Origin of the sequence: Azonexus hydrophilus, assembly GCF_038368255.1 — a bacterium.
Classification (GTDB): Bacteria; Pseudomonadota; Gammaproteobacteria; order Burkholderiales; family Rhodocyclaceae; genus Azonexus; species Azonexus hydrophilus.
The window spans coordinates 77,143-95,401 of sequence record NZ_CP151407.1 but is presented as its reverse complement, the minus strand read 5'-3'; the positions used below and the strand labels follow the sequence as shown (position 1 = coordinate 95,401).

Below are 18,259 nucleotides of genomic sequence, written 5' to 3'. Positions count from 1 at the left end.
GAGACGCGATGTCTGCGACGAATCCGGATAGCGCCACGACGACGGTAGAGGCGCCGAGTGCGCCTGAACTCGGGCGCTGGAGCATCAAACGAAATCTGCATCTGTGGGTGATCGGCATTGTCGCCGTACTTCTGGCGATTTTCATGCTCGGCGACGCGATCAAGCAAGAAGCTGATGGCAGTGCCAGCGAGGCAGCCAAGAAGGCCGAAAACGAAAAGGCGGCAGGCGCAGCCCAGATCGACGTGAAGCCGGCTCCTGATGGCGTGGCAAAAATCTTCTCCGACCAAAGAAAAGAGGCTGATGGGCTAAACGCGGATCTCAAGTTGCCGTATGGATTGTCCGGAGAGGGTATGGCGCCTCCTCTTCTTCCTGTGCCGACGCCTATTGCAGGCGGTAGCGAGAAAGTGCCAGAAATTGTCGTTAAGAGAACTGGCGAAGATATCGAGCGTGAAAAACTTGCGGCGCAACGTGAAGACGACATTACTTCGGCCGGCATCCTTTCAATTGACAGGAAAGGGGTGCTCGCAAATTTGATGGGGCAGGGTAAAGGCCAAACAGGCGCTCCTGGGGCTATGTCTGCCAATCAGAGCATGATCGATTTCCGCAACGAATCGGCGGCGCGGCAGGCCGCTACGCAAGCCGCGATTGGCGCCAGAACGGATAACACGTTAGCTATGCTGGGGGGGCTTGGCGCGGGGAATCAACCCAGGCCGAACGCAATCGCAGACAGAGCATGGATGCAGAGCGAGGAAGCTAGAGGTAGCGCTGCGCTGGTCCCGCTCATGCCTCGCCAGTCGCCAGGGAGCTACGCGTTGATGCAAGGGTCTGTGATTCCCGCTGTGCTGATTTCCGAAATCCGATCTGATTTGCCGGGGCAGATCAAAGCGCAAGTGTCCATGGATGTGTTCGACAGCAACGGAGATTCCGCTTTGCTGATCCCGAAGGGGTCCATGTTGGTTGGCGCTTACAACAGCGAAGTTCGCATGGGGCAAGAAAAGGTCATGGCGGCGTTCACTCGTTTGATTTATCCCAGTGGTGCGTCTGTTGACCTGAATGGGATGGGAGGAGCGGAGTCGGGTGGTGAAAGCGGCTTGATGGACAAAGTGGATAACCATTTCTGGAAGATGTTCGCTACCAATTTCCTAGTGGCGGGGCTTGCACAGGTTTTTCAGAACAATCAGACCGGATCGACAGCAACCACCGCCACTGGCGCCCCGGCGGCAGCGGCCAACACGGCAGGGCAGATTCTTGCGGACACGGTTCGGGTGATAAACGAGCGCAACCGAAACATACCGCCGACGATTTACGTCTATCGCGGCCACAAGTTCAACGTGATGGTGAATCGCGACATGCTGTTGCCGCCGTATCAGACAGGGGTGTCGAATGCCTATTGAAAACGGCGGTTTTAGGCAAGGGACGCACAATGCCCTTTCTCGTAGGATGCAAAATATGAAACGAGGATTCAAACATACTGCGCTTTGCGCCATTCTGGCCGGGTTGGCAATAACAAGTCAGGCCAAGGATGCCCCAATGGATTTCCAGTATCGGATCGAGGGTGATTCAACGCTTCGACCGGTTCTGGTCTTCAATGACGGACGGGATACGTTTATCCAGCCGCAGGCAGGCGATGACAGCATCCGCGTGAACGGTGAACGCCCTACGGTTGAAGGCCCGTATTGGGTTATCCGTGGAATTTCGCCGGAAATTAAGATTACGTCGGTTAAGCAGGGAAAAACGGGCAAGGGCAAAAATGCGGTTTCAACGGAAACTGTTCTCCGTTCGGTCACGATTCGTCGTCCCGCAAACGCGGTGGCCAAGGCGGTTAAGGCTGCAAGTGTGACTGTTGCGCCGGCGGTCGTTGCCTCGGCGGTGACGGCAGAAGCGACACCGGTGAAAACGGCGAAAGATTACGTCGATATGCAGCAAATCCGGGCGGCGATCAGGGCGTCGAATGAACCGGGTGTTGTTGCTCCCCCAGCGCACAAATCGGAACCGCAGCCGACATCGCAAGCAGTTGCGCAAAAACCTTTTTTCTCTCCGGTAAAGCCCGTTGCTGAACCTGTCTGCGCTCCGGAAAAAGTTCGGCGCGACCTTGCGTTTGTCGCAACGTTCAAGGCGGGGGCTACTTCCCTGAGTGACTCGACGGTCGAGGACATCAAGAAATTGGTGGGCAGCAGCGAAGGCGTGACAAATGTTCGTGTGGAAGTTGAGCGCAGCGGCGATCGGACAGTCGATACGAAACGCGGCCTGGCGCTTCGCAGTGCGTTGATTGCTGCCGGGGTCGATCAAGAGGCGATTAAGCCGATGGAGACTCGCGAACCGACTGGGATCGGAGCAGAGATTCATCTGACGCGAGAGATCACCATGCCGTGCCACGGTATGTCGGTTGTCTCGGTAAGCAAAGACGCCGGGACGGCAACGATTCTCTGGAAAGGCGAAGCGGCTGACCTTGTTCCGCGGATAGCCAAACAACTGGGGCTTAACTACCGAGTTGAGGGTAGCAAGGAGCCGTTGATGATCACCGTGGCAGTGGCAAAAGGGTCGTTTGACGAAGGGATGAAGGCTGTTGGCAAAGAGCTAGGAAAGCGTGCTGACCTGATCCTGAGAACGGATGAGTTGGTTTTGAAATACAAGGGACATAAAGGGAAAACTCAATGAAAAAGCTGATTGGCATTGCACTTGCGACCCTTGTGATGGTGGGTAACGCGAACGCTGATTATGTAAACGAGACGCCTCGCGGGGAAGTCAAAGTGATCGGCCAACTGGATCGCACAGTAAAAGCCTATGGCCTCGGCAATGGAGCAACGTTGGGCGAAGCTCTGCGCCAGATCATTCCCCATGATTTCTCGACCAACTACAGCGGGCTTCTCAGGAACGAGTTGGACGCCCAGGTCTCGTGGAAGGGTGGGCGCATGTGGGCGGATGTACTGCGCGATACGGTCAAAAATGTGCCCGTGCTGATAGAGATTGACGCGGGAGCGAAAACGGTTCGCGTGTGGTCTTCATCCCAAACCACTGCGATTGCTGGCGCTCAATCGACCTGGGTTATCAAGCGAGGGGATCGTATCTCCGAGGCCCTGCAGATGTGGGCCAAGCTTGCGGGCTGGAATGGTCTCTACTGGGAAGCGCCGGAAATGATGTCGGCTCTCGATGGTGATGCCGCGTTCACCGGCACGTTCGAAGAAGCGCTGGAGAAGGTTCTGGAGGCGGTTGGCGGGGTTCGCGCCGAAATGTACGCCAATAAGGTTGTCAAGATCGTGGAGAAGAAGTGATGCGCCAAGCCATTCGTCAAAGCACTGTTGCTGTTCTTGTTGCTTCCGCGCTGTCGGGGTGTGCGATCAGCACAATCGCACCAATCAAAGAAGAGGTTGCCAAGGAGCATCAAGGCGCCACTGATTCGTTTAAGCGAATGAACGCTGGTGAAAAACTCGTTGCGGCGAAGCCTCTCCCCACGGTAGAGCGCAAAGAATCGGCGTTTTTGCCGGTACGCAAGGTTACCAGCACGGTCCAAATGAACCGCAGCACTGATCCGATGTTGGTTCGGAATATTGCGGTCAATCGGATTTTCGCTTCCGCACAAGACCTTGCGGAGCGCCTGACAGGGTTGAGTGGAATTCCTGTCAGTGTGGATCAGGATGTGATCGCGCCGGTGAATCAAACGGCGGCCGCAGCAGCAGGGGCGCGTCCTATGGGCACTGCTATGCCGCTGCCTACCCCGATTGGTGGGGTTGCGTTGAATCCTTCCATGAATCCGGGTGATTTCCCAATGACCCTTTCTTATTCGGGGACGTTAGCGGGTCTGCTCGATGTGGCGTGTTCGCGGATTGGTATTTCTTGGTCTTATGAAGATGGCCGGATTCGCCTGTTCCGGTACACGTCGCGGACCTTCCGCGTGAACGCCCTGCCGGGGGATACCAGCATGGATGCCTTGGTTGGTAATTCCGGCTCCAGCAGTGGTAGCGGTGGCGGTGGCGGTGGCGCCAGTGGGGGTAGTGGCGGCGGTGGCAATTCCTCTGTCCAAAAGGCGGGGATGACCTTCAGCGGCTTGTCTGTCTGGAAGGGGATGGAAGAAGCAATCAAGGTCATGCTCAGTAAGCAAGGTCATGTTGTCGTTACCCCCGCGCTCGGGACGGTGACTGTTACCGATACGCCAGCTATTGTTTCCCAGGTCGAGAAGTTCGTCGATCAACAAAACGAGGCGCTTGCGCGTCAGGTTGTGGTGAACGTGAAGGTTATTCGTGTTGAACTGAATGACGAAAACAAATACGGGATCAACTGGAACGTTGTCTATTCGGCTCTGAACCAGAATTGGGGAATGACATTCTCCACGGCAATCGCGGCAATCACGGGGGGCGGCAATCTCGGCGCGAACATTCTGGCAAACCCGACCTCCAAGGCGCTGGCGCCATGGGCGGGGTCGGGCGCGTTGATCGAGGCACTTTCGACGCAGGGCCGGGTGTCGAACGTCACTTCGGCTTCAGTGACGACGATCAACAATCAACCAGCTCCTATCCAGGTCGGGCGACAGACTTCCTATGTTGCATCGTCCTCTACCACGATCACGTCAGGGGTCGCAACCACCACGATGACGGCTGGCCAAATCTCCAGCGGTTTCTCGATGACGGTGCTGCCGCACATCATGGAGGGCAATCGGATGTTCCTGCAGTACGCGATGGACCTCTCCTCGTTGCTGTCGCTCAACACCATCACTGCAGGCAATTCGTTCATGCAGACCCCCGACCTGGATACGCGCAATTCGTTGCAGCGTGTCATCGTCAATTCGGGAGACACGATTGTCGTCAGCGGCTTTGAAAGCAGCGACAACAATGGGGAAACCAGCGGCGTGGGGGATGCCAATGTGCCGGTCGCGGGCGGTTCGCTCCATGGGTCGAAGAAAAAGAGCGTGCTCGTCCTCCTGATTCAACCTGTCCTGATGGCCGGTTCCTGATGAAACATATCTTCGAACTTGCGGAAGGTAAAAGGTTCGTTGGAGGTCTGCATTGGCAGGCTCTCGGTGGGCTGCCGACCGAACTGAAGCGCGAAGCGCAGGAACTCGCCAAACAACTTAGTTTCGATCTTATCGTCTGGCGACACTCAAGCGCGGAGCAAGTTGGATTCGCTTCGACCAATGAGGGCTATGAGCCGGGAATGCTTTCGGCGGCGGCTATCGTTTCCAAAACACTGGAAGTTGACGAGGACCAGCGCGACTTCATTTGCGCAACCGAGTTGCCCGATGGTCGATTCCTTTACGTTGCCCAGGCCGATGGGGTCATCATCCCGGAAGGCGACTTCATCGGAAACGAGACCGAAGTCCGCGGCAAGATGCTGGAGGACATGGCGACGGGCCGGCGATGGAATTACATCGTTGCCCCAATCCAGTGGGGCATTTCCGATTCGATCGAGCGGACCTTTGAAGACTTTTTGCCCCGGAAGAACGGGAAGATCGATTTCAAGCACAAGTGGTGGGCGCTTCGTGAGGTCAAGACCAACTATGTGGCGCTGATTAAGAAGAACCTCATCCATGTAGTTGCTGTCTTGGGCGTGATCGGCGGACTGTACGGCTACAAGATGTACAACGAGATGAAAGAAGCCGAACTCCAGGCGATCATCGCGGCCCAGATGGCAGAGCAACAGGCCGCGCAGGCAGTGGTCATTCCGCCGTGGACGCAGAAGCCGAGGGCTGTTGATTCCACTAAGGTATGCATCACGGCCTTTGACAAACTGGAAAACCTTTGGCCGGGGGACTGGGAGCCGCAGAACGTTATTTGCGACCCTGCCAATGCCTTTTCGGTTATCAACTGGAAGCGCGGCAAGCACGGCTGGCGCCGGCATCTGGAGTCAGTGGTTCCGAATGCGGTTGTGGACGCGAAATCCGAAATGGCCAATCTGAATGTCCAGTTCGATCCGCTCCAGGTAACGGAAGCGTCGAAGGAAAGTTTGGTTTCGGAAGGCGATCGCCAGAAGCATATGAACATCGTTGCTCAGGAGGTTGGGCTGACGTTGGAATTTACCCCGCCGCCGCCTGTGGTTCTTCTGCCTGGGCAGCAGCCCGCCGCAACGCCGCCGCCTCAGTGGCGCGAGGTTCGCTGGTCGGTAAAAGGCATGCCGATCTCGCCAAGCAGTGTGATTGAAAAGCTGGATGGTCCTGGGTTGCGCGTGGATGTTGTGCGGACCAACTTTAATAACGGAACGATTACGTGGGATTTGGAGGGTGTTCAATATGTTCTGCCGTAAATACATTGCAGTTATCGTTGCTGCGGTCGGCGTGATGGGTGCATCTGCAACAATTGCGCATGCTTCGCCAGCCGAGGAAATTCGCATGCTCAACGAGCAAATTGCTGTGCTGAATGCGCGCCTCTCGAAGCTGGAAGTGGAAGGCAAGATCGCGCAGAAGGAAGCGGATAACGCGAAACTCACAGGGCAAAATGCCGGCGAGGTCTTTAATACGGCAGCGGATGCGGTAGTTCGCAACATCGAAGGTATCGATGGCCGACTGAAAGCTACGCTCTCGATTCGCGGGGGCGTGACTAAAACCGTGACGGTTGGTGACAGCTTCAGCGGTTGGCGCGTCAAAAAGATTACTGTCAACGACGTGTTGCTGTCGAAGGGGAAGGAGCAGGTCACGCTGGCTTTTGGCAACGAGCCGCCTCCATCGACTCATCCGGCCAACAGTTTGCAAATGCCGGGGGCCTACCCGCAGATGCCTGGGATGGGGCGCTAAAAATGGGACTCTGGGATTCGGTGAGAAGTCGCGGCGGCCATCAAGGGTTGGTTGCCACTGCTCCTGGGACTTCGTATGAAGAAATCGTGGAGACGCTTTCTGAAGAGGCCAAGCGCTATGTCAGCTTCGAGCGGGACGGCACGCTAAAAGTCTCGAAGACTCATCGGTTCCACCCTCTTGTTACGGGGTTCATCGCCAGATTGGAACGCCTTGCTGTCCAGTACCAGACCCAGCATGTCGAACTGATCGAAATTTCGAAGTCGAAGCGTGACGTGGATGCTGTGCTGGCATCCAGGGAACAGTCCGATACGCAGCGGATTGCGAAGACGCTGTTTGACCGCGCCGTTAGCCTGCGCACTTCCGACATTCATATTCGTTGCAGCAAGATGGGGAATACTCAGATTCTATTCCGTGTCGATGGTGACCTCGAAACCGTGGAAGAACACGACTGGATGTACGGTGAGCACCTTTGCACGACCATCTACCAGTCGATGACGGATGTGTCCGATCCTACTTTTGAGCCGTTGTCCAGACAGGATGCGCGAATCTCCAAGCGGTCGAACCTGCCGATGGAACTGGACGGCATCCGCGTGGCGACCTCGCCGCAGGTCGATGGCTACATCATGGTTTTGCGTTTACTCTACAACGACAAGACAACGGATTTCCGTCTGACGCTCCTGGGGTACGAAGAAGATCAATGCCATCAGATGGGTGGAATGAAAGCCATGCCTACCGGGATCAATGTGATTTCTGGGCCAACAGGATCTGGCAAGTCGACCACGTTGCAACGCACGCTTGGTGGAATTATTGCGGAAACTGAGGGCAAAAAGCACATCATTACTGTTGAAGACCCCCCTGAATACCCGATTCCGGGGTCTGTTCAAACGCCGGTAGCTAATGCCGAAACAGCGGAGGAGAGAAGTCGTGCGTTCCAGGCTGCAATTAAGGCAGCCATGCGTCTCGATCCAGACATCATCATGATTGGTGAAACCCGTGATGAGCCATCTGCTAGTTTGGCTGTGCAAGCAGCCATGACGGGGCACCAAGTCTGGACAACGTTGCATGCCAATAACAGCTTCGGGATCATTGATCGCTTGCTCGACCTTGGTGTGCCGATGGAGGTATTGAGCGACCCAAGCATCGTGACGGGGTTGATTTGCCAGCGCCTGATCAAAACGCTGTGCCCGCTATGCAAGGTGCCGTTGTCGGAGGCTTACAAGGTGGCGCCAACGCGGTATTCGACAACGCATTTCGCCAGACTCAAGAATGTGGTGGACCTGAACAAGGTGTTCGTGACAGGGGACGGATGCCCGCATTGCCGCCACTCGGGGACGAAGGGCCGTACGGTTGTCGCCGAGGTGGTCAAGACCAACCAGATTTTTATGGACATGATCAAGGCCGGCGACCGCAAAGGGGCTAAGGCGTATTGGAAAAAGTCCATGGGGGGAATGTCAATGGTTGAGCACACCATCATCAAGGTGCAACTCGGTATTGTTGATCCGTTCAAGGCAGAAGAAACTGTGGGGCCGCTCGATAGCGAATTTGAGTCGGCTCGGCTGTTCTCCGAGGCACATGGTGGGGTGATTCATGCAGCTTAATATCGAAGCCGCATTCGCCAAATGGTGGTTTTTGAACGCTGAGTCGGGGTCGCGTCGCCGGCTCTGGATCAAGCTTGCCAAGTTAATGAGCAACGGGGTGCCCATAGTTCAGGGGCTGGAGTCGATGCTGGCCCGCCGCGCTGCCGCCAAGGGCAAAAGCGACCCTCAGTGCATTGCAATGCGGGAATGGATTTATGGCCTGAAAAACGGTCGCCGTCTGTCGCAGATGTTGGAAGGATGGGTGACGCCGGTCGAGCGGATGCTAATTTCTGCGGGGGAAACCACCGGTACGCTTGAGAAATCACTGATCGCCGGAACTCGGGTGATGGAAGCGCAAAGTGAAATTCGGACTGCGGTATTTGCAGGGTTGGCGTACCCGGTGATCCTGATTTGTGTCGCATTCGCCGTCATGTACATGTTCGGCGTCAGGGTGGTCCCGGAGTTCACCAAGATCGTCCCGCCAGATCGTTTCACCGGCATGGCGAAATTCCTCGTCAACATGTCGGATTTTGCCAAGTCCTACTTGTTGTTTACGGCCGCCGGCGTCGTCGGTGCAGTGGTTGTGTTTTTCATGTCGCTCGGTCGATGGGATGGAAAGGTACGGGTGTTCCTTGACCGTTATGCGCCATATTCCGTCTATCGTGTCGTGGTTGGCTCGACATGGCTGATTGGCTTGTCCTCGATGCTAGAGGCAGGGGTTCGCCTCGAAACGGCGCTACGCGAACTGGCTGGTTTGGCTGACCCTTGGCTCAAGCGCCGCATCAATGCGGCAATTCGAGGCATGAGTTCAGGCCTTAATCTTGGCGACTCGCTCAATCGTTCGGGGTATGAGTTTCCAGACCGTGAAATCATCGATGACTTGGGGGTGTACTCGTCGCTCTCTGGCTTCGATGAGGCGCTGAAAACGGTTGGTCGCGAATGGTTGACGGAGTCGGTGGCTCAGATCAAAACCAAGATGAACATCGTTTTTGGTGCTTGCCTGCTATCTGTTGCATTGCTGGTCGCCTCCATGGTGGGCGGCATGATGACCATGCAGATGCAGATGACGACGGCCATTCAACAACACCGCTGAGTGAGAAAAAGTTGACATTCAAATTAATGCGGCCGGAAGTAAGCGATATCCACCAGATCGAGTTCACTGATATCTATTTGGGGTCGGAAGCTTCTTGGTTAAGTGGCGTACCGATGACAAGTGATCCGATCCCGGTGCCGGAGAGTTGTAGTGAGCAGATGAAGCGCTTGAGAACCCAGTGCGACGAAATCCGAAACGGTCGAGATGTCGAGGATTTCAATGTCCAGTTTGAGGGCGTCTCGTACCGGGCCTCCATCATGCAGGCGCTGCGCGAAAACGTGTACGTGCTTCGTCGGGCGCCGGCAGAGATTCCGCCGCTCGAATCGCTGGGCATTCCTTCGGTCTATATCAGAACCCTGATGCAAAAGGGATTGCGGGGCCTGGTTGTCGTTGCAGGCGCCTTCGGGCAAGGGAAGACGACGACAGCCTCCGCCTTGTTGGCGGCGCGGATTGCGAAGTTCGGTGGCGTAGCCGTTTGCATCGAAGACCCTCCTGAACTGCCTCTTGAGGGGCGAAGAGGGGAGGGGGTGATCTATCAACGCCAGGTGGAGCGCGGCGGGTTCGCGCATGAATGCCGGCAGGTTGCCCGGTGGTCGCCGTCAGCCATCTTTGTTGGCGAGGTGCGCGACAAGGAAACGGCAGCCGAAGCGCTGCGCGCTTCCATCAACGGCCGATTGGTGATTTGCACGATCCACTCCTATGACGCAGCCACCGCAATTGACCGCATTTATTCGCTGGCAGGAGGCAATGATGACGTTGCTTCGCTGATGTCGAATGGGATTGTTGCGGTCCTGCACCAACAACTGATTGGGGAGCCGAAGCGGCCATTGATTGAATTTCTCTCTCTACAGGGGGATGAAGCTGTTGGGGCGAGAAATTTGATCAGAATGAAAAGATTCGAACAATTGGGTAACGAGATACAGATTCAACGAACACGAAGTCTGATGTCGCATAACCGCCAGCAAGAAACTGCATAACACTAAGCGCAAGCAAATTGATCCTAAAGGAAATGAACATGGACCCCCTTGAACGTAACTTTCTAACTGAACTGACGGATCTTGCGAATTCGCCAATGCCGTTTACTGATATCCGCCTTGAGCAGGATCGCAAGGTGAGCGTCCGTATGCCGGATGGCTGGCGGGAACTGGACGAACTCTTTGAGCCGAGCATCGACGACCTGGATTTGGTGCTCAAGAACCTGGATAACAGTTGGGAAGAAACCATCAAAAAAGAGGCCATCAATCGGCCGTTTACCTTGTCCGAATGGCGCTTGCGCATCAATGCCTGCTTGATCGGCGGCGGGGAGAGGGTGGGTATGATCATTCGCCGGAACAAGAAGGCGCCGCCCGAGTTGAACGCGATAGGTATTCCGGGGGTTGTGCGGACCTGGCTGACGGGAGGCCGCGGATTGATCTTGATCACGGGGGCAACGCGTTCGGGGAAAACGACGACCGCTGCCGCCATGCTCGATGCGATCAACCGGACTCGCGCTGCGCATGTGGTGACGATTGAAGACCCGATCGAGTATGTGCACGAACATCAGCAGTCGATCTTCTCTCAGCGCGAAGTGGGGGTGGATACGGCTACCTTTGAAGATGGGCTGCAAGACGCGCTGCGTCAATGTCCGGACATCATCATGGTCGGCGAGATCAGAAACCGGGCAACGGCAGAAACTGCACTGCTCGCCGGTGAATCGGGCCATTTGGTGATTGGCACGCTCCATGCGAACTCGGCAGTCGGTGCTGTGGGCAAAATGCTGTCGTGGTTTAACGACAATGAACGAATCGCCAAGACGCAAACGCTGGCGGGGTCGCTGATTGGGGTCATCCATCAAACGCTGTTGTCCCGCAAGGACAAATCGGGCTATGCATTGGCCTGTGAAGTGCTGAACAATGCGGATGGGGTGTTTTCAGAGTACATCGGCCAACAAGACAAGTTGGCCAGTTATTTCGACCGCGAGGAAAACCGCAATGGGTCGGTCTTGATGGCAAAGAGCCTGGGGGATCTGGTGGCCAACGACATTTGCAGCAAGGTCGATGTTTTCAAGGCGGCTGCTGGAATCCCTGGGGTCGCAGAAAAGCTGAAGGCGAATCCGGTAATGCGTGCCCCCTGATCCTTTGTGGTGGATTCAATACAACCCTCCTCGCGTTGAGCCTGGAGGGTTTTTGTTTAGGGAGATGCCGTTTTTTGTTAGCGGCGATCGTTCTTGAATTTACTGATAATCGAGACATCAAAATGCAGGGGTGGAATTTCGCATGTTTCAAATAGCAATCATGATCCTGATGGTGAGTTTGGGTAGTGGGTACATGCTCATGCAAGTTCAGCAAGAAAGCGAGCTTGTTGCCAAAGCGGACGCGGATATATCGGCAAGCAATTTCCTGCAGTATAGGGAGGCGGTTGTTGCCTACGTTGCCGCCAATCCCTCCGCGACTGGAACGATTGCGGATGCGAGTCTGACCTGGGAGCCGGGGTATGTCCGAGATGCCCGTTGGACTAATGAGATTACGGGCGGCCAGTTGTACACTTATTCCGGTGGCGCTGTAGAACAAAGAGCGGCGCAAAGGGTGTATGAACGCGCCGGCAGGCCAGTGACAATTGGCATTAAATCTGGAACAAATCCGTTGGCTGGCGATGGGTCTTTGATTGCGGCTTCGTTGCCGGGAACCATTCCAGATGGGGCGCTGGTTTATTTTGGGAAGTAGCAAGGCTTTAAGGTTGTTGGTGGCAGTGTCGCTGTTATAATCAAACGACTTCTTTGGCGCATGCCAAGACAGGTAGCTGGTAGCACCTGGGTCATCTGACCGAAGCCAGTCATTCAATTTCAACCCTGTGGGGATATCATCCCCGTAGGGGAATGGTGTCTCCACGCTTTATCAGGAGAAACACCATGTTTTTTGTACCCATCGAAAAGCTGCTGGAAGGCGGCACCGTCAAGATCGAACTTTCCCGTGCAGGGAATGGCGAGATCCGCGTCATCACCTCTCAACAGGGTGAAGGCGCATTGGCGATCCCGCTGCCCCTGACGGCGACGGCCGAGGAACTCGACAAGCAGTACGTCGAACTCGTGACCTCGTTCGAACGCGAGCGCAAGTCGCTTGCGGACCAACTGGCCCAAACGGCGGCTGTGTTGGAGGCGGCAAAGAAGGTCAGCGGTACGGCAGCAACCAAGGCGCTTGTGAAGTCTGCAGGCGCCGAGGAAGTCTGCGGCAATACCTCCAATGACGAAGACGAAGAAGTCCAGACTGCGCCGGCCAACAAGCCGGACGCGGGTACGGCCTTCAGCGGCATCTTCGGTTAAGGGGGTGTGAGATGAAAATCGAACGCCTGGAACGCCAGTTCTCGTACGCCGGCATGATGCTCCCCGATCCTGATCCGAATCTGACCCCGGAACAGGTGCGTGATGTCTATGCCAACGCTTACCCGGAAATCACCACGGCCGATATCACCGGCCCGGAGACGAACGGCGACAAGTTGGTGTACACCTTCAAACGTGCAGCCGGAACCAAGGGTGCTTCCTTTGTGCGTCAAGACCGTGATGGTCTGACGTACATCGAGGTCGCGCCCGCAGGTCAGGCAGGCAGCGTGTTGGACGAATTCATCGTGGCCGCATCCTCCCGCATCAATGCGTGGCTGGATGTTCTGGCCCGCTGGATCGACAAAACCATCTTCTATCACGGCAACTAGGGGCGCTATTGTGGACACCATTCGCAAACGCCTTGAGGCGCTTGCAAGCGGTGAATCGCAGTTCGCAATCAATCCCATACCTTCGCAAGAGGGTATGGGGGTTGCCAATCAAAAGGATTCCTCGCAATGTGCAAACGCCTTACAAACACTCGCCCGTGTGGCGAGAAAAAGCGGCTCGAAGCTGTTTCCGCCTTCGGAAATGCTGCCGCTCATTATCTAAACCTTCCGCAATTTTCTGCTTCGGTGCCGACAGTTGTCGGCTCTGACCCGCGAGGGGCAAAGTGGGCGCAGCTTGCTTTGCTATGGTTGGACGCGGGTTTCCTCGATGACGCTGATCAAGGAAGTCCGGCAGAGTTGGTTCGCCTGGCAGTTAGCCGCTGGGTGGATCAATGGACAGGAGGGCTTCAATATCTTTCGCAGGCGTCGGTTTTCGTCAATATTGATGTCGACGAGATGGACCCCGACTACGACGAACAGATTGAAGACGCCGAGAACAAGTGGCAACTGACGTTTGCCTCGACGAGAGAAGCCAATTTTCAGTTTGTTCTTCAGCGTAAGCTGGAGGCGCTGGAAGCGGCGGTTCCTGGTCTTGGGGAAACGGCATGGGCTGTCTTTGTCGCAGCGTCCAATCAGATGTTGCCAATCGCGACGCCGGCGTGGGTAAGGGAGCAATTCTCTTATCTATACTGGTTCGGAGAGGATAACAACGCGGACTATTTTTCATTCCTTGCTGCGGAGCTAGGGGTTGATGCTTCGGAGCCTGATCTTGAGGATCTGATCCGGGCTGAGTACGAGGAACTGTACGGGGAAGAACTTCCTGTGACGCCGGCCGAGTACGACGACGCCTTTGCTAAGTGGGTTCTCTCGCCGAAGATGAAAGTCTCGCGGGGGAAACTGCAAAAACTAGCGTCTAAACATTCATCCCAGGAAATCCGCACACTGGCGGCCTTGTTGGTTGAGGCGATGCAATCGGATGGCTCGTTGCCGCAACTTGGGCCTCAAAGCCCGATTCGAGCAGACCCGGTGTATGGGTTGATCGAAGTGCGGTGGAGCGAAGACGACATGCTCCCGCGTGCCATCGACGACAGGTTGTACGCCATTAACCAGGGTGACGGAAGTTGCTATACCGATGCGTTGGGTGCCGAAGCGGTGCCTATGGACCGGGATGGCTTTCTTAATTGGAAACGGGCGATGGAGGCCGGATTCTCCAAGCTGAAATGCTTGGAAAAGATCCTGCCGCTGATCGCCGATATAACGGAGGAATAAATGAAAACCTGTATCTCGACCACAAGTCAGACGCAGCAAATCTCGCAGGCATTCCTGCTCTACCGGGACTTCGTGACGATTCACGATGTCGAGGTGGATAACGGGGTGCCGGTGATCAAGCCGGGTGTGTTGGCAACCAAGGAAGCAATTTCTTGTGGCCTGCGCGCCTTGATGCCACCAGAAGAAGCCAAGGTCGAGTTGTTGCCGGCCGAGTTGTTGGCGAAAGGGGTGGACTACATGGCCTGGTGGATCAAGCCGGGTAAGCGCCATGTGCGGTTTGACGCGAAGAAACTGGGTAAAAGGGGGGCGGTCGTTAATCTCCCCGGCCTGGTGATGATCGTTGCGCCGAGCGGGTGGTATGTGTTCGCGGTGGCTGGGCGTTCTCGCCCAACGGCTACGACGAAGATTTATCGCTCGCCGTTCTTCAACGTCTGGGACCAAGGAAAGATTTGTGTTGGGAGCGTTACGGTTCCTGATGCAGAGAAGTTCTTTGATACGGCCGCTTGGGAAGCTGCTTTCTTTGACAGCTACTTTGCCCACCCGAATGTCGACAAGCTCGTCAAAGACGAAGACGCCTACGACTTCTGGGCTGACATGCTCGATGGGAAGTATCCCAAGTTTCCCACCAAGAAACTCTACGCGACCAAGCACTCGCTGGATGATGTGTTCAAGCATGTCGTTCTCTCTCAAGGAGGACAATATGACTGATCCCCGTGACCTTGCGCTGCAAGCGGCTGTACCGACGGTGATGGTGCCGAAGTTTGGCTCCTTAGAACTGCTGGCGCGGCCAGGGCAACGCTACTTAGTGGCTGCTGATGGCCTCTGGCTTGAGGCTCGGCGACCGGGTGTCTATGCGCGAATGCGACTAGCTGCGCAAAACGCGGTGGCGATTCCTTATGGGGAAGTGACGGAAGCATTCGAATTGGCCTGCGGGGCGATTCCGGATGAGTTCGTCGCGGACTTTGTTGAACATGCCAGAAAGCACTTGCCCAACGAGGTAGCCAGGGCGCTGGTGTGGAATGAGCATGAGGAAACGTTAAGGAGCGTTGATCTGGTTGCGTACTCACAGAGCACGGCGCACATCCATTACCAGTATCCATCGCTGAATGCGGGGGAGCATGTGGTAGCGGATATCCACTCGCACGGTCATTTCGATGCGTTCTTTTCTGCAACGGATGATGCCGACGACAAAGGGGTGCAAATCTCCATCGTTGTTGGCAACCTGGGCCGGCGCGTCCCGTCCATCTGTGCGCGTGCTGTTGCTTGCGGCGCCTTTCAAATGCTGAATACCGATGATCTTTCAATACGACTCGGCCTTCAGTAATCAATCAATCTCTCCCTGACGGGCTTCTCCCGGCAGGGGGGGCAAGGGGGAGTTTTTCGGAGATCTAAATGGAAAAATTCAACTTGCCTTCGCAGTTCCTTAATCGGGCTGTAAAGATTGCGGTCATTGGGGCTGGAGGTACGGGTTCCCAGTTGATCACGGGCCTGGCTCAGTTGCATCATGCAATGATCGCGTTGGGGCATCCCGGCGGGCTGAGTGTCCGAGTCATCGACGACGACATCGTGAGTCATGCCAACGTGGGCCGGCAGATGTTCTACCCGCCTGATGTGGGCAAGCCGAAAGCCGAAATATTGGTGAACCGGGTCAACATGGCCATGGGGACGCAATGGAAGGCGGAAGTTCAACGGCTGACCGCAGATGAATGCCTTTACGGGGTAGATCTGGTGGTTGGCTGCGTGGATAGTCGGTCTGCCCGAAAAGCCATTAAGGAATGTGCCGAGCAATCGAATATTCCGCTGTGGCTGGACATGGGTAATCGGCAGCACGATGGGCAAGTCATTCTTGGTGAGGTGAATCGGCGCGGGGGGAACAAGCGTCTCCCGAATATCGCCGACCTCTTTCCTGAAACCTGTGATCCTTCGCAGGAATCCGGGGGTGATGGCCCAAGCTGCTCGTTGGCCGAAGCATTGGAAAAGCAATCGCTCTTCGTCAATCGCGGCGTGGTGCTTTATGCGCTCAATATGCTTTTCGAGTTGTTCCGGTACGGGTCGCTCTCGTATCACGGGGTCTTCGTTAATTTGAAGACTGCCAGAACGACGCCGTTGGCGATTGATCCAGTGGCTTGGGAAAGCCGCTTCGGGTTTGTCTACGGGGAAGATTCGGCTCCGTCCGAAAACCAGATTGCGAATGCCGCATGATGGCAGGGGAAACCCTGAAACAAGCCCTTCGGGGCTTTCTCAAACGCCCGTGCTTTGGGGTTTTTGAGAAAGCATCGCTGGTGTAGCAAAGCATTCTTGGCCTCGGCCAGAAAGGTAGCTGGCGTTACCTGGGATCACCAAAGCCAGCCTATTTCAACCCTATCGGGGCGCAATCTCCGATAAGGGGGTTCGTGCCCAATTTTTTGGAGAAAGGCATGAACCAAGACCTCTTCGGCTTAACCGTCGAAGTAACAGAAAGGTCGTTTTCTTCCATCTATTGCTCTGGGGGGTCCGCATTTTGGGACGCTCAAGGCATTCTGGAGGCAGGGCGGCAGGTCGGGGCGGTTGCGCTCGATCTTCCCTCTCGGACGATTGGCCTGCTCAAGGCAGGCGCCCAGCAGGGTGTGAAATCGTTCGTCGATAGCGGCGCCTTTACGGCGTTCAAGCAGGGCGGGGTTCTGGACTTCGATGCGGTATTCGATGTCTATGATCATCTTCTCGAAGGACTGGAACGGCAGCAATGCTGGAACTTTTCCATCGTGATGCCGGATGTCATTGGGGATCAGGCGGGTTCGTTCGCGCTGTGGGAGCGGTATCGGCAAAAAATCGCCGGTTATGTTTCTTCGGGGGCGGATGTGATCATCCCGATTCACAACGGCGCAAAATCCGTTCAAGAAGTCGGCAAGCAACTGGTGGATATGTTCGGCCCCGAAATCCGTTTCGGAATTCCGAGCAATGCGGCTGCGTTGAGCGATGCGGAAATCGCAAAGCTCGACCATAACCGTTTCCACATCCTCGGAAAGGCTGCGCTCGATGCCAAGTTGCGTCGTCGTACCTACTCGATCCTGGAGAGCAATCCTTGGGCGGATGTCAGTTGCGATGCCAATTTGATTCGCTCGCGCCTGCATGAGGTCTCCTCGCATCACCGCGAGTTGATTGAAGCCGTTGAAGATCCGTTCTGTGCCGAGTTCGATGACACAGAGTTGATCTACGAGGTGATTCATACGCCGGGCTGGATGAAGCGATCCGAGATTGCTTCGATTTGCACGATGTATGGGGTGCTGGATGCGGTGTCCGTGCGACGCTGGTGCAACACCCACGCAAAGACAGGGCTGGCAAAGCTTGTTGAAGAGAATGACCCGGAAGGCACGATTCTGTATTGCCTGTTACCGCATGCATTTTCTGAGGCGGCCCGAAAGGCAATGTCTGCGCGTTTGCGTAGCAAAGCAGTAGCAGCCGCACTTGCGGCTTAATTTACCAACGCCCGGTCGGGGATCATATCCCCGTGGTGGGGCGATCTCGACTGGGCTTTTCTAGGAGCAATATCAATGACGCAAGAAAAGCTTTTCGAGCTGGTCGACGACCTCAACAACTCTGCCAGCGGTGAAGGCTGCTCCGATGACCTGATGGTTGTTGGTGCGACGGAACTCTGGAACCTGACGCAGCATGTCCGTCTTCTCAAGAAGGCGGCCGAGGCGAACCAGGGCAACGAGATCAAGGGGGCGTAATGGACAACGACGTTCGCAAAATGCTCAACAAGATGGCAACCCGCTGTCGAATTGGGTGGGTTGATTACTCGTCGGATAGCTACGACTACCGGGTGGCAGAAGCAAGGCTGTACCGCATCCGCTGCCGGCTTCGTGGTGAGCGGATCACGCTGGCCCAAGCCATCCACGGCTAAGTCATTTTCTCCCTGTAGGAGACACTCCTACAGGG

20 protein-coding genes are annotated in these 18,259 nt (G+C 55.8%); all 20 read left to right on the top strand.

Going from position 1 to position 18,259, the window contains the following annotated elements; translation table 11 throughout:
* Positions 1–8: 8 nt before the first annotated feature.
* Positions 9–1,394 carry a TrbI/VirB10 family protein gene (locus AADV58_RS17155; RefSeq protein WP_341744796.1) on the top strand — a complete coding sequence of 462 codons (1,386 nt, stop codon included), beginning with the start codon at positions 9–11 and terminating at the stop codon, positions 1,392–1,394.
* Entirely contained in the window at positions 1,384–2,658 is a 1,275-nt protein-coding gene (locus AADV58_RS17150; RefSeq protein WP_341744795.1) for a DotD/TraH family lipoprotein, read from the top strand. The genes AADV58_RS17155 and AADV58_RS17150 overlap by 11 nt, the downstream gene beginning before the upstream one ends.
* Entirely contained in the window at positions 2,655–3,272 is a 618-nt protein-coding gene (locus AADV58_RS17145) for a TcpQ domain-containing protein (RefSeq protein WP_341744794.1), read from the top strand. The genes AADV58_RS17150 and AADV58_RS17145 overlap by 4 nt, the downstream gene beginning before the upstream one ends.
* On the top strand, positions 3,272–4,948 hold the full coding sequence (locus AADV58_RS17140) for a PilN family type IVB pilus formation outer membrane protein (RefSeq protein WP_341744793.1): 1,677 nt from the start codon (positions 3,272–3,274) through the stop codon (positions 4,946–4,948). Before AADV58_RS17145 ends, AADV58_RS17140 begins: the two co-directional genes overlap by 1 nt.
* Positions 4,948–6,234, top strand: coding sequence for a type 4b pilus protein PilO2 (gene pilO2 / locus AADV58_RS17135; protein WP_341744792.1), 1,287 nt, complete (start codon positions 4,948–4,950; stop codon positions 6,232–6,234). Before AADV58_RS17140 ends, pilO2 begins: the two co-directional genes overlap by 1 nt.
* Positions 6,221–6,721: a type IV pilus biogenesis protein PilP gene (pilP, locus tag AADV58_RS17130; protein ID WP_341744844.1), complete on the top strand. Its 501-nt coding sequence runs from the start codon at positions 6,221–6,223 to the stop codon at positions 6,719–6,721. Before pilO2 ends, pilP begins: the two co-directional genes overlap by 14 nt.
* Before the next feature lie 2 nt (positions 6,722–6,723).
* Positions 6,724–8,319 carry a GspE/PulE family protein gene (locus AADV58_RS17125; RefSeq protein ID WP_341744791.1) on the top strand — a complete coding sequence of 532 codons (1,596 nt, stop codon included), beginning with the start codon at positions 6,724–6,726 and terminating at the stop codon, positions 8,317–8,319.
* Positions 8,309–9,391 carry a type II secretion system F family protein gene (locus tag AADV58_RS17120; protein WP_341744790.1) on the top strand — a complete coding sequence of 361 codons (1,083 nt, stop codon included), beginning with the start codon at positions 8,309–8,311 and terminating at the stop codon, positions 9,389–9,391. The genes AADV58_RS17125 and AADV58_RS17120 overlap by 11 nt, the downstream gene beginning before the upstream one ends.
* 11 nt (positions 9,392–9,402) lie before the next feature.
* Positions 9,403–10,368: an ATPase, T2SS/T4P/T4SS family gene (locus AADV58_RS17115; RefSeq protein ID WP_341744789.1), complete on the top strand. Its 966-nt coding sequence runs from the start codon at positions 9,403–9,405 to the stop codon at positions 10,366–10,368.
* A gap of 38 nt (positions 10,369–10,406) precedes the next feature.
* On the top strand, positions 10,407–11,504 hold the full coding sequence (locus AADV58_RS17110) for a type IV pilus twitching motility protein PilT (RefSeq protein WP_341744788.1): 1,098 nt from the start codon (positions 10,407–10,409) through the stop codon (positions 11,502–11,504).
* A 142-nt stretch (positions 11,505–11,646) separates the two neighbouring features.
* Positions 11,647–12,093, top strand: coding sequence for a type IV pilus biogenesis protein PilM (gene pilM, locus AADV58_RS17105; RefSeq protein ID WP_341744787.1), 447 nt, complete (start codon positions 11,647–11,649; stop codon positions 12,091–12,093).
* Positions 12,094–12,278: 185 nt separating this feature from the next.
* Positions 12,279–12,689, top strand: coding sequence for a PRTRC system protein E (locus AADV58_RS17100; protein ID WP_341744786.1), 411 nt, complete (start codon positions 12,279–12,281; stop codon positions 12,687–12,689).
* Between the two features lie 11 nt (positions 12,690–12,700).
* A complete protein-coding gene (locus AADV58_RS17095) occupies positions 12,701–13,075 on the top strand; it encodes a PRTRC system protein C (RefSeq protein WP_341744785.1) in 375 nt (124 codons plus the stop codon).
* Positions 13,076–13,201: 126 nt separating this feature from the next.
* Entirely contained in the window at positions 13,202–14,341 is a 1,140-nt protein-coding gene (locus AADV58_RS17090) for a PRTRC system protein F (protein WP_341744784.1), read from the top strand.
* The gene (locus tag AADV58_RS17085; protein ID WP_341744783.1) at positions 14,342–15,049 is read left to right on the top strand and encodes a PRTRC system protein B; all 708 of its coding nucleotides are present in this window, start codon (positions 14,342–14,344) and stop codon (positions 15,047–15,049) included. It begins immediately after the preceding gene.
* Positions 15,042–15,665 (top strand): PRTRC system protein A, encoded by a 624-nt coding sequence (locus AADV58_RS17080; protein ID WP_341744782.1) that lies wholly within the window; start codon positions 15,042–15,044, stop codon positions 15,663–15,665. Before AADV58_RS17085 ends, AADV58_RS17080 begins: the two co-directional genes overlap by 8 nt.
* A 68-nt stretch (positions 15,666–15,733) precedes the next feature.
* Positions 15,734–16,543: a PRTRC system ThiF family protein gene (locus tag AADV58_RS17075; protein ID WP_341744781.1), complete on the top strand. Its 810-nt coding sequence runs from the start codon at positions 15,734–15,736 to the stop codon at positions 16,541–16,543.
* Positions 16,544–16,758: 215 nt separating this feature from the next.
* A complete protein-coding gene (locus tag AADV58_RS17070) occupies positions 16,759–17,796 on the top strand; it encodes a hypothetical protein (RefSeq protein ID WP_341744780.1) in 1,038 nt (345 codons plus the stop codon).
* Positions 17,797–17,871: 75 nt separating this feature from the next.
* Entirely contained in the window at positions 17,872–18,051 is a 180-nt protein-coding gene (locus tag AADV58_RS17065; protein ID WP_341744779.1) for a hypothetical protein, read from the top strand.
* Positions 18,051–18,224 carry a hypothetical protein gene (locus tag AADV58_RS17060; RefSeq protein WP_341744778.1) on the top strand — a complete coding sequence of 58 codons (174 nt, stop codon included), beginning with the start codon at positions 18,051–18,053 and terminating at the stop codon, positions 18,222–18,224. Before AADV58_RS17065 ends, AADV58_RS17060 begins: the two co-directional genes overlap by 1 nt.
* Positions 18,225–18,259 lie beyond the last annotated feature (35 nt).